Here is a 15,694-nt window from a genome sequence, read left to right on the forward strand (position 1 = left end):
TGGGTTTCCCTCCTTACTTCAAAAATTCAATTATACAGTTTCAAAGAACTCAAGCGTTTTGCTGTCTTTTGTCAACGTTACAAACGCTTTTTTCCATTCGCTAGTATATCCGGAATAACGTCCGTACCGTTTCGGCTTAGCTGGAACACGAAGCGTGTTCACGTTTTTCACTTTTACATTGAAAATAGCTTCTACTGCCTTTTTGATCTCGGTTTTGTTTGCACGGATATCGACTTCAAATACATATTTCAAGTCGTTCATCATGTCAGCAGTACGTTCCGTAATAATCGGACGTTTTACAATATCACGAGGATCCTTCATTACGCGAGCACCTCCTCTACCTTCTGAACTGCTTCTTTCGTAATGATCAATTTGTCGTGCGAGAGCACGTCAAGAACATTAATACCGTCAGCAGCTACGAATTTCACGCCTGGAATATTCCGTGCGGAAAGAGCTACATTATCATCATAGCTAGGAGCTACGATCAAAGCTTTACGTCCCACTTTGAGGTTACTCAAGATGGCTGCAAATTCTTTAGTTTTAGGCGTACTCAACGTGAGAGCGTCCAAAACGATAATGTCATTGTCAAGCACTTTGGATGAAAGGGCTGATTTGATCGCCAAGCGGCGAACTTTTTTAGGCAGTTTATACGCATAGCTCCGTGGTGTTGGACCAAATACGATACCGCCGCCTTTCCATTGTGGTGAACGAATTGAACCTTGACGAGCGCGACCTGTACCTTTTTGTTTCCAAGGCTTACGTCCACCGCCACGAACTTCAGAACGTCCTTTTACTTTGTGGGTACCTTGACGAAGGGAAGCGCGTTGCATAAGAACTGCATCGTACAGAACGTGTTGGTTCGGCTCAATTCCGAAAACCGCATCATTCAATTCAACTTCGCCTACTTGGCTACCATCTACATTGTAAACTGATACTTTTGGCATTTTGTGTTCCTCCTTTCTTCAGTGGTTATTTTTTCACCGTTTCTTTAACTCTAATGAGACTGTTTTTCGGTCCAGGAATGGAACCTTTCACGAGCAACACGTTACGCTCAGCGTCTACTTTAACTACTTCAAGACGTTGAATTGTAATAGTGTCATGTCCCATGTGTCCTGGCAGGCGTTTGCCTTTAGGAACGCGGTTAGCTTGGATCGAACCCATTGAACCAGGGCCACGGTGGTAACGCGAACCGTGTGACATAGGTCCAGTGCTTTGTCCCCAACGTTTGATAACGCCGGCAAAACCTTTACCTTTAGAAATACCCGTTACGTCAACGAATTCGCCTTCAGCGAAAATGTCAGCTTTCAGTTCTTGGCCAACTTCATATTCTGCGATGTTGATACCGCGAACTTCACGAACGTAGCGCTTAGGGGCAGTGTTCGCTTTTTTAGCGTGACCTGCTTCTGGCTTGTTAGCATTTTTCTCTTTCTTATCGGAGTAACCGATTTGAATTGCTTCGTAGCCATCGTTCTCAATGTCTTTCTTTTGCAAAACAACACAAGGGCCTGCTTCGATAACCGTTACTGGAACGACGTTACCTTCAGGAGTAAATACTTGAGTCATTCCGAGTTTTTTTCCTAAGATTGCTTTCATGTTGACACCTCTTTTCCTTTATACATGGTCTTTGTTGTAGCTTATATTACAATTTAATTTCGATATCTACACCGGACGGCAGATCCAAGCGCATCAAGGCATCCACAGTTTGTGGAGTCGGGTTAACGATGTCGATCAAACGTTTATGTGTACGTTGTTCGAATTGTTCCCGAGAATCCTTGTACTTGTGCACCGCACGAAGAATAGTAATGATTTGTTTTTCAGTAGGAAGCGGAATCGGACCGGATACACCAGCACCCGAACGTTTTGCTGTTTCAACAATTTTCTCCGCGGATTGATCAAGAATTCTGTGGTCGTAAGCTTTCAAACGAATACGAATTTTTTGCTTTGCCATTTTAGTCCCTCCTTCTATCGCCCAATTTTTTATCGGACATACTCCGTGAAAATTTTCTAGCCACTCTCCCATGGCAAAGGGGCCGGGTGTGCCAGTAACCTCTCACATCATCGCAACGTCACAGAACAACATTCATTATTATATAGAAAAGATAGGCGTATTGCAAGCATATTTAAGAAAAACATTTAAACTTATCTTTTCTGATGAAATGACTTCGTTTATTGCAGTGTTAATCTTCAATATCCAGGCTGCCTTGCCAATCCTTCTAAACACGTAAATGATGTTCATTTCGTATGACGCAGGTTCCGAACTTTAAACATAATAAAAGAGTTCTCTATCCGATGTCGGATAAAGAACTCTTCCGAAGCTTCGTTACAATACAATGTTACTCGTTCCAGTACACTGTTACATATGCTTTATTCAGCGTTAAGCCGAATTATTTTTGGATAGATGCTACGGAACCGGCACCTACTGTACGTCCGCCTTCACGAATGGAGAATTTAGTTCCTTCTTCAATCGCGATTGGGGAGATCAGGGAAACAGTAACAGTGATGTTATCACCAGGCATTACCATTTCAGTACCTTCAGGCAAGTTGATGATGCCTGTTACGTCAGTTGTACGGAAGTAGAACTGTGGACGGTAACCAGTGAAGAATGGTTTGTGACGTCCGCCCTCTTCTTTAGTCAGAACGTAGATTTGAGCTGTGAATTCTGTGTGTGGCTTAACAGAACCTGGTTTTGCAAGTACTTGACCACGCTCGATTTGAGTACGGTCAACACCACGCAACAATGCACCGATGTTGTCACCCGCTTGAGCGGAATCCAACAATTTACGGAACATCTCAACGCCTGTTACAACGGATTTTTTAGTTTCTTCAGTGATACCAACGATTTCGATCTCTTCGCCGACTTTAACAGTACCACGCTCTACACGGCCAGTAGCAACAGTACCACGACCAGTGATGGAGAATACGTCCTCGACAGGCATCAAGAAAGGCTTGTCAGTTTGACGCTCAGGCAGTGGGATGTAAGTGTCGATCTCTTTGAACATCTCAACGATTTTTTGAGCCCATTCGCCATCTGGGTTTGCCAGAGCTTCACGAGCGGATCCACGAGTGATTGGAGTATCGTCACCTGGGAACTCATATTCGTTAAGAAGGTCGCGAACTTCCATCTCAACCAATTCCAACAACTCTTCGTCTTCAACCATGTCACATTTGTTCAAGAATACAACAATGTAAGGTACGCCTACTTGACGGGAGAGCAAGATGTGCTCACGAGTTTGTGGCATTGGGCCGTCTGCTGCGGATACTACCAAGATAGCTCCATCCATTTGAGCCGCGCCAGTGATCATGTTTTTAACATAGTCGGCGTGACCTGGGCAGTCAACGTGAGCGTAGTGACGAGTGTCAGTTTCGTACTCAACGTGTGATGTGGAGATTGTGATACCGCGTTCGCGCTCTTCTGGAGCTTTGTCGATTTGGTCGAATGCAATTGCAGCACCACCGTAAGTTTTGGACAATACAGTTGTGATTGCAGCAGTCAGAGTTGTTTTACCGTGATCGACGTGACCAATAGTACCGATGTTAACGTGGGGTTTATTACGTTCGTATTTAGCCTTTGCCATTTGAACGTGGCCTCCTTAAAATTATAATTTTATGTTTTCACTGAATGAAGTGCTCCGAATTTAATTCTTATGCACTTGCATCCAGTGTGAGAAAACTACTCGGTGCCTTTTGTTTTGGCAACGATTTCTTCAGCGATGCTCTTAGGAACTTCTTCATAGTGAGAGAGTTCCATGGAGAATACGCCGCGTCCTTGAGTACCGGAACGAAGAGTTGTAGAGTAACCAAACATTTCAGACAGAGGTACCTTAGCACGGATGATTTGAGCTCCACTACGGGAATCCATACCTTCGATGCGGCCACGACGGGAGTTCAACATACCCATTACGTCACCCATGTACTCTTCTGGAACAGTTACTTCTACTTTCATGATAGGCTCAAGCAGAACTGGTTTACACTTGTCTTTAGCCGCTTTAAGCGCCATAGATCCGGCAATTTTAAATGCCATCTCATTGGAATCGACATCATGGTAAGATCCGTCTACGATTGTAGCCTTAACGTCAACAAGCGGGAAGCCTGCAATAACGCCGTTTTTCATTTGCTCTTCAATCCCTGACAGTGCAGGTTGAATGTATTCTCTTGGTACGGAACCACCGACAACCTTACTTTCGAACTGGCTGCCTGTACCCGGCTCGAGAGGTTCGAATTCAACCCATACGTGACCGTATTGACCACGACCACCGGATTGACGTACGAATTTACCTTCAACGCGCGCTGGAGCACGGAATGTTTCACGGTAAGCTACTTGTGGTTTACCCACAGTAGTTTCAACCTTGAACTCACGACGCATACGGTCGATGATGATATCAAGGTGAAGCTCACCCATACCTGCCAAGATCGTTTGGCCTGTTTCTTCGTCAGTATGAGCACGAAGAGTTGGATCCTCTTCAGTCAACTTACCGAGAGCAACACCCAGTTTATCCTGGTCAGCTTTGGTTTTAGGTTCAACAGCGATTTCGATAACCGGATCAGGGAAGTTCATTGACTCCAGGATAACTGGATTTTTCTCATCACATAGTGTATCACCTGTACCTGTATCTTTCAAACCTACGGCAGCTGCAATATCACCGGAGTAAACTACAGTGATTTCTTGACGGCTGTTCGCATGCATTTGAAGGATACGACCGATACGCTCACGTTTGTTTTTAGTGGCATTCAATACATATGATCCGGATTGAAGAACACCAGAGTATACGCGGAAGAATGTCAATTTACCAACGTAAGGGTCAGTCATAATTTTGAATGCCAATGCGGAGAATGGCTCTTCATCGGATGACTTACGAATTGCTTCAGTTCCATCTTCAAGATGTCCCGTGATCGATGCAACATCTGTTGGAGCTGGCAAGTAGTCGATAACAGCATCCAACATCAGTTGAACACCTTTGTTACGATATGAGGATCCACAGATAACTGGGAAGATCTTAACATCTACAACACCTTTACGGAGTACGGTTTTGATCTCATCAATTGTGATCTCTTCGCCTTCCAGGTATTTCATTGTCAAATCTTCATCCAGTTCAGCAACGCGCTCAATCAACTCGTTGCGAAGTTCTTCAACTTGATCTGCAAACTCTGCAGGAATGTCGGTTTCTTCGATATCTTGACCAAGGTCATCTTTGTACATATGAGCTCTTTGTGCAACGATATCGATGATACCTTTGAAATCATTTTCAGCGCCGATTGGAAGTTGAATCGCAACAGCGTTCGCTTGAAGGCGATCACGCATGTCAGATACAACGTTCAGGAAGTCAGCACCGATGATATCCATTTTGTTTACATATGCGATACGAGGTACGCCGTACTTGTCAGCCTGTCTCCATACGGTTTCGGACTGAGGCTCAACGCCTTCTTTCGCACTGAATACACCAACTGCTCCGTCCAATACACGAAGGGAACGTTCAACTTCAACAGTGAAGTCAACGTGTCCCGGGGTATCAATAATATTAACGCGGTGGCCTTTCCAAGCAGCGGTAGTTGCAGCGGAAGTAATCGTAATTCCGCGCTCCTGTTCCTGTTCCATCCAGTCCATTGTCGCAGCGCCTTCGTGTACTTCACCGATTTTGTGCGTACGTCCTGTGTAAAACAGGATCCGCTCAGTTGTCGTGGTTTTACCCGCATCAATATGAGCCATGATCCCGATATTACGTGTATTTTTTAAGGAGAACTCTCTAGCCATGAAATGGGTCTCCCTTCAAAATTGAAGTTTTTTTATTGTGAACTGAATCCTACCAACGGTAGTGAGCAAACGCTTTGTTCGCTTCAGCCATTTTGTGCGTATCTTCACGTTTTTTAACGGAAGCGCCTGTGTTGTTGGAAGCGTCGATGATCTCAGCCGCCAAACGCTCTTCCATTGTTTTCTCACCGCGGTTGCGGGAGTAGTTCACGAGCCAACGTAATCCCAGAGCAGTACGTCTCTCTGGTTTCACCTCGATTGGTACTTGGTAGTTGGCACCGCCGACACGGCGAGCTTTAACTTCCAGGACTGGCATGATGTTCTTGATTGCTGCTTCAAATACTTCCATAGGGTCATTACCCGTACGTTCTTGAATCAACTTGAACGCATTATACAGAATGCTTTGAGCAACACCGCGTTTTCCGCCGATCATGATGCGGTTGATTAAACGAGTAACCAACTTGCTGTTATATAACGGATCAGGCAGAACGTCTCTTTTCGTAACTGGACCTTTGCGTGGCATGGATATCCCCCTTTCTTTCTTGTTCAGCAGATCCTGTACCTTCCAGACTTAGACCAGAAGGCTTTCAGGCTATCTGCCTATAATAGTTTAGGCTTTTTTAGCTTTTGGACGTTTAGCGCCGTATTTCGAACGAGCTTGCATACGGTTGTTTACACCAGCAGTATCGAGAGCTCCACGAACGATGTGATAACGAACTCCTGCAAGGTCTTTAACTTTACCTCCGCGGATCAATACCACACTGTGCTCTTGAAGGTTATGTCCGATTCCCGGGATATAAGCAGTAACCTCGAGACGGTTCGTCAAACGAACACGGGCATACTTACGAAGTGCAGAGTTTGGTTTACGTGGAGTCATTGTACCTACACGAGTGCAGACACCACGTTTTTGTGGGGCACTGATGTTAGTAGATTCACGTTTCAAAGCGTTGAATCCTTTTTGCAAAGCTGGAGATTTTGACTTCTCAACTTTTGCTTGACGTCCTTTACGAACCAGTTGGTTAATAGTTGGCATGTGATTGCCACCCCCTTCCTCAAATATTCATGTTTCTTTATAAACCTCTTTGCACTAAGTCCACAGACCCAGGCGGTTCATAAAAAGACAAATGAAAAGTTTTTGCCTTGGAGAATCCTTAAAAGTTCTCGGACAAAAACGTTCCTTACCCTATGATTTTACGACAGCAGCCATAGCTGCTCCTACTCCAATCCCGCAAGCCTTGCCGAGATTTTTCATTGTATCCACTTTCGTGCATTTCACATTGTGTTGTTCACACAAAGCAATGATTTTGGAAGTAAGCTGCGGATCACTATCTTCTGCGACATAGACTTCAGAAGCCATACCTGTCTGCACCATCCGCATGGTCTGTTTGGTACCTATTTTGACATGAGCATCTTGCAAGGCTTTTTCATTAGACATTGTGTATTCCTCCGAATAGAACCATGTACAATCAGCTGCCCACGCACCTTTGATATATTAGCATCTAGCGCAAGCATTGTCAATGCTAATCCTAAAACTTTTTTTAAAAGTTTACGTACATCAGGATTCGTCCGCCTGTATCATACAAACGTCCGTCTCCTGACGCACAAAACTTTCACTCTCCTCTAATGAGGAGAAATATATTTAATCAACCGAAACTGGCTCAAGTTCTTCTACTGAAGATTGGCCATCTTCTGGCTCAGCAAATTTGATGCTGCGATAACGGTGCATACCTGTACCTGCAGGAATCAATTTACCGATGATTACATTTTCCTTCAGACCGAGCAACTGATCGACTTTACCTTTGATCGCTGCATCTGTCAATACACGTGTAGTTTCTTGGAACGAAGCCGCCGAGAGGAAGGAGTCTGTTTCCAGGGATGCTTTCGTAATACCGAGCAGGATTGGTTTAGCAACCGCCGGCTCTTTATCACTAAGAATCGCAATTTTGTTAGCTCTTTCGTACTCATGCATATCCACGAACGATCCTGGCAACAGCGTTGTATCTCCTGCATCTACGATACGGATTTTACGCAGCATTTGACGGATCATAACTTCAACGTGCTTATCGTTAATTTCTACGCCTTGGTTACGATATACGCGTTGTACTTCCTGCAGAATGTAGTTTTGTACACCACGTATGCCTTTAATCCGTAACATCTCTTTTGGATCAATGGAACCGTCTGTCAACTCGTCACCCGCTTCAACTTCCGCGCCTTCGCTTACGCGCACACGGGAACCGTAGGTAACGGCGTATACTTTGGATTCCGCTTCACCTTGAATTTCGATTTCACGACGATCTTTCGCTTCGCGAATCTCTTTAACCACACCATCGATTTCACTGATCGTTGCTTGACCCTTAGGATTACGAGCTTCGAACAACTCCTGGATACGTGGCAAACCTTGCGTAATATCGTCTCCGGCTACACCACCAGTATGGAACGTACGCATTGTAAGCTGTGTTCCTGGCTCACCAATGGACTGTGCTGCGATAATACCAACTGCTTCACCAATCTCCACGTGTTTACCAGTCGCGAGGTTGCGACCATAACACTTCTTGCAGACACCATGACTTGCACGGCAGCTGAGGACGGAGCGGATTTGCAATTTAGTAATACCTGCTTTGATAATCGCTTCTGCTTTATCGGAGTCAATCAATTCATTGCGACCTACAATGATTTCTTTCGTTTCCGGATGACGAAGAGTCTCGAAGCAGTATCTGCCTTCAATACGGTCGTAGAGGTCTTCGATAACCTCTTTACCATCCTGGATACGACTTACCGTAAAGCCTTTATCTGTACCACAATCATCATCACGCACGATTACGTCTTGGGCTACGTCTACGAGACGACGAGTCAGGTAACCTGAATCGGCTGTACGCAGGGCTGTATCCGCCAAACCTTTACGCGCTCCGTGAGTGGAGATAAAGTACTCGAGTACCGTCAGACCTTCACGGAAGTTCGATTTGATTGGGAGTTCGATAATTCGACCGGATGGGTTGGCCATCAGACCACGCATACCGCCCAATTGGGTGATTTGCGATTTGTTTCCCCGTGCTTTGGAGTCTACCATCATCATGATCGAGTTGTAACGATCCATGGACTTCATCAGAATCTCAGTGATGTCATCTTTGGATTTTGACCAGATATCAATGATACGGTCATAGCGCTCTTCATTCGTAATCAGACCACGACGGTACTGATTCGTAACGATTTGTGCTTTTTCCTCAGATTGTCTAAGAATTTCAAACTTCTCAGGCGGAACGATAACATCAGATACCGCAACCGTAATACCGGCACGTGTAGAGTATGTGAAACCAAGTTGTTTGATTTTATCCAAAATAACGGCTGTTTCCGTTGTGTGATAAATTTCAAAACAACGTGCAATGATGGAGCCGAGGTATTCTTTACCGACACCGCCAGCCAGAGGAGCATTCATAATAGCTTCTCTGAGATCAGCACCTTTTTCATATACAAATGAGTGATCTGCAGTACCTTGGTACAGGTTAGCACGAGTCGCATCATTGATATACGGGAAGCTTGCCGGGAAAATTTCATTGAAGATAATTTTACCGACAGTTGTCAGCAACATTCCTTCTTGTTGTTCTTCCGTAAAGCTTGTTTTACCAAGCGCCTTAACAGGAATAGCTACACGCGCATGCAGACCAGCAGTACCACGTTGGTATGCCGATACAGCTTCGTTAACTGTACGCAAGATCATACCTGTGCCCTTTTCTTCCTTGTTATCCATAGTAAGGTAGTAAGAACCAAGCACCATATCCTGGGAAGGAGTAACAACCGGTTTACCGTCTTTCGGGTTCAAAATGTTACCCGATGCAAGCATCAGGATACGTGCTTCCGCTTGAGCTTCAGCGGACAACGGAACGTGCACGGCCATTTGGTCACCGTCAAAGTCGGCATTGTATGCCGTACATACGAGCGGGTGAAGACGAATTGCTTTACCTTCAACGAGAATCGGTTCAAATGCTTGAATACCGAGTCTGTGAAGCGTAGGGGCACGGTTCAACAGAACCGGATGCTCCTTGATTACTTCTTCAAGAACATCCCATACTTCAGGACTTACACGCTCAACTTTACGTTTTGCGCTCTTGATGTTGTGGGCAAGCCCTTTATTTACAAGCTCTTTCATAACAAAAGGCTTGAACAATTCAAGTGCCATATCTTTTGGCAGACCACACTGATACATTTTCAGGTAAGGTCCAACAACGATAACGGAACGACCAGAATAGTCAACCCGTTTACCGAGCAAGTTTTGACGGAAACGTCCTTGTTTACCTTTCAGCATGTGGCTGAGAGATTTCAATGGACGGTTACCAGGACCCGTTACCGGGCGTCCACGACGACCATTATCGATCAATGCGTCAACAGCTTCCTGCAACATCCGTTTTTCATTTTGCACGATAATATCTGGCGCGCCCAGATCAAGCAGACGTTTCAGACGGTTGTTCCGGTTGATTACACGACGGTACAAGTCATTCAGGTCAGACGTTGCAAAACGTCCACCATCCAACTGTACCATTGGACGAAGTTCCGGCGGGATAACAGGAAGTACATCCATGATCATCCACTCTGGCTTGTTGCCGGAGTTGCGGAATGCTTCGATAACTTCCAGACGTTTGATTGCACGATTACGACGTTGTCCTTGCGCAGTCCGGAGCTCTTCTTTCAGGAACTCGAGCTCTTTGTCTATGTCAAGGTCTTGAAGTAATTTTTTAACCGCTTCTGCGCCCATGCCAGCATGGAAACCATAACCGTATTTTTCACGGTAGCTGCGGTATTCTTTCTCGGACAACAGCTGTTTTTTCTCCAGTGGAGTTTCTCCTGGATCAGTTACAACATATGATGCAAAATAAATAATCTCTTCAAGAGATCTTGGAGACATATCCAGAGCAAGACCCATACGGCTCGGAATACCTTTGAAGTACCAGATATGCGATACCGGAGCAGCGAGCTCAATGTGGCCCATCCGTTCGCGGCGTACTTTCGCACGTGTTACTTCAACGCCACAACGATCACAGACAACGCCTTTATAACGGACGCGTTTGTATTTACCGCAATGACATTCCCAGTCTTTTGTAGGGCCAAAAATCTTTTCGCAGAACAGCCCTTCTTTTTCCGGTTTCAACGTACGATAGTTGATCGTTTCCGGTTTTTTCACTTCTCCGCGGGACCAAGAACGAATTTTCTCTGGGGAAGCAAGCCCGATCTTCATGTATTCGAAATTGTTGACGTCCAACAAGGAGCAACCCTCCTTAACCAATTCCTGTAATCTAGGTTACGCCCACTCCGGCCGAAGCCGGAGCAAGACGTGAGCCTGATGAAAAACGCCGGTCATCATGCGCTCGAAGCGGTTTATTCCGCTCCGACCTCTGTACCCTCAAGGTTGAGGCTGAGCTTATCGCTCGCAGCGTCATCTTCATCGTCCATTTCTCTCATTTCAATCTCTTGCTCATCTTCACTCAAAATCTTAACGTCCATACCCAAGCTTTGCAGCTCTTTGATCAATACTTTGAATGATTCAGGAACACCTGGTTCCGGAACATTCTCACCTTTGACAATGGATTCATAAGTTTTAACCCGACCAACAACGTCATCGGATTTAACAGTCAAGATTTCTTGCAGTGTATAAGCAGCACCGTATGCCTCAAGCGCCCATACTTCCATCTCCCCGAAACGCTGTCCACCAAATTGAGCTTTACCACCCAATGGCTGTTGCGTAACAAGTGAGTAAGGACCCGTGGAACGGGCATGGATTTTATCATCAACCATGTGTGCCAGTTTGATCATGTGCATGACACCTACGGTAACTTCACGTTCAAACTCTTCACCTGTACGACCATCATACAGGACAGTTTTACCATTACGTTGCATACCTGCTTCTTCCATCGTATCGAAGACGTCATACTCCTTCGCTCCGTCGAATACAGGAGTTGCTACGTGAATACCCAGTTGCATCGCCGCCATACCCAAGTGAACCTCGAGTACTTGACCGATATTCATCCGGGAAGGTACGCCCAGTGGGTTAAGAACGATCTGAACCGGTGTACCGTCTGGCAGGAAAGGCATATCTTCTTCCGGCAAGATGCGGGCCACGACCCCTTTGTTACCGTGACGTCCAGCCATTTTATCACCCTCGGAAATTTTCCGTTTTTGAGCGATATATACACGAACGAGTTGATTAACACCTGGAGGCAACTCATCACCGTTTTCGCGGGTAAATACTTTCACGTCTACTACGATACCGTCAGTACCATGTGGTACACGCAAGGAAGTATCACGTACTTCACGTGCTTTCTCACCAAAGATCGCATGCAAGAGACGTTCTTCTGCTGTCAGCTCTGTTACACCCTTAGGTGTTACTTTACCAACCAGAATGTCGCCAGCACTGATCTCAGCACCGATGCGGATAATACCGCGCTCATCCAAGTTACGCAACGCTTCTTCCCCAACGTTAGGGATGTCACGTGTGATCTCTTCAGGTCCGAGTTTGGTATCACGTGCTTCTGACTCATACTCCTCGATATGGATGGATGTGTATACATCTTCCTTAACGAGTTTTTCACTGAGCAAGATCGCATCCTCGTAGTTGTAACCTTCCCAAGTCATGAAGGCAACAACAACGTTACGTCCCAGAGCCAATTCACCCATTTCCGTTGAAGGACCATCAGCGAGGATATCGCCAGCTTTGACAGCCGCACCTCTTTTAACAATCGGACGCTGGTTAATGCATGTTCCTTGGTTCGAACGCATAAATTTGTGTAATTTATATTTAACGATATCGCCTTTAACTTCCTGACCGTCCACTTCTTCAACACGACGGACCCAAATCTCGTTCGCAGTAGATCGTTCAATAATTCCGTCATAATCGGAGACAATACATACACCGGAATCTTTCGCGGCTTTGTGTTCCATACCTGTTCCCACAAGTGGTGCTTTAGGAATCAAAAGTGGAACAGCCTGCCGCTGCATGTTTGATCCCATGAGCGCACGGTTGGAGTCATCGTTCTCAAGGAACGGAATCAGCGCTGTAGCGACGGATACAACTTGCTTAGGAGATACGTCCATGTAGTCAACGCGCTCACTCGGCATCGTAAGGATGTTATCCGACTGTTTGTTATAACGTACAATAATCGCTTCTTCTTCAAATGTACTATCTTCATTCAGTTTCGCATTCGCTTGCGCGATAACATAGTTGTCCTCTTCGTCCGCTGTCAGGTAATCAATTTGCTCGGTTACAATACCTGTCTTCGGATCAACCCAACGATATGGAGCTTCAATGAAGCCATATTCATTCACACGGGCGAACGTAGACAAGGAGTTGATCAAACCGATGTTTGGTCCCTCTGGCGTCTCGATTGGACACATACGGCCATAGTGGGATGGATGGACGTCACGCACTTCCATACCTGCGCGCTCACGTGTCAAACCACCGGGTCCGAGTGCGGACAAACGACGTTTATGTGTCAACTCACCCAGCGGGTTCGTTTGATCCATAAATTGTGACAACTGAGAGCTACCAAAGAACTCTTTAATCGATGCAATAACAGGACGTATGTTGATCAATGCCTGTGGTGTAATTACGTTAGCATCCTGAATGGACATTCTCTCACGAACCACACGCTCCATACGGGACAAACCGATACGGAACTGATTCTGCAGGAGTTCACCCACCGAACGCAAACGACGGTTACCCAGATGGTCAATATCATCCGTGCTACCAATTCCCTGCAGAAGGTTAAGGAAATAACTGATGGACGAAATGATATCCGCCGGTGTCACGTTTTTAACGGACTTGTCAATGATTCCATTGGCAATCAGTTTGACTACTTTACCATCTTCTGTTGGTGAAAATACATCGATCGTTTGCATAGGAACATCATTAGCATCCAGAACACCGTTACCCACGTGATACGTGCGGAAACCAACGCTCTTCTCCAGATACGGCATGATTTCATCCAACAAGCGACGATCCACCATTTGACCTGCTTCAGCAATAATCTCGCCTGTTTCAGCGTCAACAAGTGATTCAGCCAAACGCTGGTTAAACAAACGGTTTTTGATGTGAAGCTTTTTGTTCATTTTGTAACGACCTACATTAGCCAGGTCATAACGTTTTGGATCAAAGAAACGTGCTACGAGCAAGCTTTTCGCATTATCCAGCGTTGGCGGCTCGCCCGGACGAAGACGCTCATAGATCTCAATGAGTGCTTTCTCCGTGGAATCCGTGTTGTCTTTGTCCAGTGTGTTGCGGATATATTCGTCATTACCGAGCAGATCCAGAATCTCAGCATCTGTGCCAAAACCAAGTGAACGCAGGAGAACCGTAACCGGTATTTTACGTGTACGGTCGATCCGGACATAAACAACATCCTTCGCGTCCATCTCCAGTTCCAACCAAGCGCCGCGGTTAGGAATAACTGTAGCGGTATACGTTTTTTTGGCGTTTTTATCTACTTTGGTACTGAAGTAAACGCTAGGAGAGCGAACCAACTGGCTGACAATAACCCGTTCCGCACCATTAATAATAAATGTGCCCGTGTTGGTCATCAGCGGGAAATCTCCCATGAATACTTCCTGCTCTTTGACTTCGCCGGTTTCCTTATTAATGAGCCGGACTTTGACCCGAAGCGGTGCTGCATACGTAACGTCACGCTCTTTTGCGTCGTCTACTGTATACTTCGGTTCACCGAGACTGTAATCGATAAATTCCAAAATCAAGTTACCTGTAAAATCCTGGATCGGCGAGATATCCTGGAACATTTCGCGCAACCCTTCCTCCAAAAACCAATCATAGGATTTTTGTTGGATTTCAATCAGGTTCGGAACTTCGAGTATCTCGTTAATTCGTGCATAACTGCGCCGAGTGCGTCGACCATATTGAACAAGATGTCCTGCCAACTTAAACTCACCCCTCAATGTCTACTCACTTTAAAAATTTCGTTGCGAACCTCTGTTTGTAACCTTATAATGGTACACATACAGAGCAAAGCAATGCATCCACAAATAAAGAAAAGCCCTTACTCGAAATGTCGTTCGAAAAAAGAGCAACTTTGATCGGCGGATGTCTTTCCAAATCATTCTTATCCCCAGTTTGCCCAAAATGTACATATTATACGCCAAACGTAGGCATAATAAGCCCGTTCGGCGTAAAAAAAGGTTGACATTTTTAGTTAGCTAAAGCCAAGTAGGGCATCTTAATACTGACATTTTACAACTATACCACGACCTGAATTTCAAGTCAATAGTCCTATTGCAAAAAAAATGATCCCCTGCTTACTTTACAAACTCGGATTCAGCTTTTAGTAGATACCTATTCCGATTTCACCGCTTTGAAAATCCGATAGCCTTTATCCTTCGTCACTTCTTCCACTCTTCCAAACAAAGATTCCAATTTCGCTTTCGCTGACGGTGCTCCTTGTTTCTTCTGAATGACAATCCACAACGAACCGCCTACCTTCAGATGGCGATGTGCCTGTTCGAAAATAGTATGAACCGTCTCTTTCCCAGCCCGTATAGGCGGGTTGGTTAGGATAACGTCAAAATCTTGCTTTTTTACTTCAGACAGTAGATTACTTTGCAATACCGTAACATTGTTAATTCCGTTCGCTTTTGCATTTTCCCTGGAAAGTTCAACGGCTCTCTCGTTGATATCGATCATGGTGACATGCCCATCCGGTACAAGTTTGGCTGCTGTAAGACCCATCGGCCCGTATCCACAGCCCACATCGAGAACATGAGCCCCTGATGGCAACTCTATCGCATCAATCAATACTCTGCTGCCATAATCGATTCCGTTTTTGGAAAACACACCGGCATCCGTCACGAATCGCAGACTGAATCCGCGAAGAACCGCTTCAGTTGCTCTGCGATCATGCGCCACTTGCGGTTTGTCCGAATAATAATGATTGGACATGCCCTCACTCACTTTCCATT

The 15,694-nt window shown here is 45.4% G+C and carries 12 protein-coding genes; all 12 read right to left on the reverse strand.

Annotation, left to right across the window (positions count from 1 at the left end; genetic code table 11):
- Positions 1–30 precede the first annotated feature (30 nt).
- Positions 31–321, reverse strand: a complete 291-nt coding sequence (rplW, locus tag MHI52_RS27605; RefSeq protein ID WP_017692077.1) for a 50S ribosomal protein L23 — start codon at positions 319–321, stop codon at positions 31–33.
- Complete coding sequence (rplD, locus tag MHI52_RS27610) at positions 321–944, reverse strand: 50S ribosomal protein L4 (RefSeq protein WP_017692076.1); 624 nt, start codon at positions 942–944, stop codon at positions 321–323. The genes rplW and rplD overlap by 1 nt, the downstream gene beginning before the upstream one ends.
- 25 nt (positions 945–969) lie before the next feature.
- Entirely contained in the window at positions 970–1,593 is a 624-nt protein-coding gene (rplC, locus tag MHI52_RS27615; protein ID WP_017692075.1) for a 50S ribosomal protein L3, read from the reverse strand.
- Between the two features lie 46 nt (positions 1,594–1,639).
- Positions 1,640–1,948: a 30S ribosomal protein S10 gene (gene rpsJ, locus MHI52_RS27620; RefSeq protein ID WP_017692074.1), complete on the reverse strand. Its 309-nt coding sequence runs from the start codon at positions 1,946–1,948 to the stop codon at positions 1,640–1,642.
- A 436-nt stretch (positions 1,949–2,384) separates the two neighbouring features.
- Positions 2,385–3,575: an elongation factor Tu gene (tuf, locus tag MHI52_RS27625; RefSeq protein ID WP_017692073.1), complete on the reverse strand. Its 1,191-nt coding sequence runs from the start codon at positions 3,573–3,575 to the stop codon at positions 2,385–2,387.
- 95 nt (positions 3,576–3,670) lie between these two features.
- Entirely contained in the window at positions 3,671–5,749 is a 2,079-nt protein-coding gene (gene fusA / locus MHI52_RS27630) for an elongation factor G (RefSeq protein ID WP_036607177.1), read from the reverse strand.
- A 49-nt stretch (positions 5,750–5,798) separates the two neighbouring features.
- Positions 5,799–6,269: a 30S ribosomal protein S7 gene (rpsG, locus tag MHI52_RS27635; protein WP_017692071.1), complete on the reverse strand. Its 471-nt coding sequence runs from the start codon at positions 6,267–6,269 to the stop codon at positions 5,799–5,801.
- A gap of 87 nt (positions 6,270–6,356) precedes the next feature.
- Positions 6,357–6,779 (reverse strand): 30S ribosomal protein S12, encoded by a 423-nt coding sequence (rpsL, locus tag MHI52_RS27640; RefSeq protein ID WP_017692070.1) that lies wholly within the window; start codon positions 6,777–6,779, stop codon positions 6,357–6,359.
- Between the two features lie 150 nt (positions 6,780–6,929).
- On the reverse strand, positions 6,930–7,181 hold the full coding sequence (locus MHI52_RS27645; RefSeq protein WP_036607175.1) for a ribosomal L7Ae/L30e/S12e/Gadd45 family protein: 252 nt from the start codon (positions 7,179–7,181) through the stop codon (positions 6,930–6,932).
- A gap of 204 nt (positions 7,182–7,385) precedes the next feature.
- The gene (gene rpoC / locus MHI52_RS27650; protein ID WP_036607173.1) at positions 7,386–11,000 is read right to left on the reverse strand and encodes a DNA-directed RNA polymerase subunit beta'; all 3,615 of its coding nucleotides are present in this window, start codon (positions 10,998–11,000) and stop codon (positions 7,386–7,388) included.
- Positions 11,001–11,113: 113 nt separating this feature from the next.
- Positions 11,114–14,659: a DNA-directed RNA polymerase subunit beta gene (rpoB, locus tag MHI52_RS27655; RefSeq protein WP_036671573.1), complete on the reverse strand. Its 3,546-nt coding sequence runs from the start codon at positions 14,657–14,659 to the stop codon at positions 11,114–11,116.
- Between the two features lie 412 nt (positions 14,660–15,071).
- Positions 15,072–15,674: a class I SAM-dependent methyltransferase gene (locus MHI52_RS27660; RefSeq protein WP_076320292.1), complete on the reverse strand. Its 603-nt coding sequence runs from the start codon at positions 15,672–15,674 to the stop codon at positions 15,072–15,074.
- Positions 15,675–15,694: the final 20 nt, after the last annotated feature.

This window comes from Paenibacillus sp. FSL H8-0283, assembly GCF_045040675.1.
Classification (GTDB): Bacteria; Bacillota; Bacilli; order Paenibacillales; family Paenibacillaceae; genus Paenibacillus; species Paenibacillus amylolyticus.

Coding starts and splice junctions, on each gene's coding strand:
- rplW (WP_017692077.1), bottom strand. CDS start 321: ATGAAGGATCCTCGTGATATTGTAAAACGTCCGATTATTACGGAACGT.
- rplD (WP_017692076.1), bottom strand. CDS start 944: ATGCCAAAAGTATCAGTTTACAATGTAGATGGTAGCCAAGTAGGCGAA.
- rplC (WP_017692075.1), bottom strand. CDS start 1,593: ATGAAAGCAATCTTAGGAAAAAAACTCGGAATGACTCAAGTATTTACT.
- rpsJ (WP_017692074.1), bottom strand. CDS start 1,948: ATGGCAAAGCAAAAAATTCGTATTCGTTTGAAAGCTTACGACCACAGA.
- tuf (WP_017692073.1), bottom strand. CDS start 3,575: ATGGCAAAGGCTAAATACGAACGTAATAAACCCCACGTTAACATCGGT.
- fusA (WP_036607177.1), bottom strand. CDS start 5,749: ATGGCTAGAGAGTTCTCCTTAAAAAATACACGTAATATCGGGATCATG.
- rpsG (WP_017692071.1), bottom strand. CDS start 6,269: ATGCCACGCAAAGGTCCAGTTACGAAAAGAGACGTTCTGCCTGATCCG.
- rpsL (WP_017692070.1), bottom strand. CDS start 6,779: ATGCCAACTATTAACCAACTGGTTCGTAAAGGACGTCAAGCAAAAGTT.
- MHI52_RS27645 (WP_036607175.1), bottom strand. CDS start 7,181: ATGTCTAATGAAAAAGCCTTGCAAGATGCTCATGTCAAAATAGGTACC.
- MHI52_RS27660 (WP_076320292.1), bottom strand. CDS start 15,674: ATGTCCAATCATTATTATTCGGACAAACCGCAAGTGGCGCATGATCGC.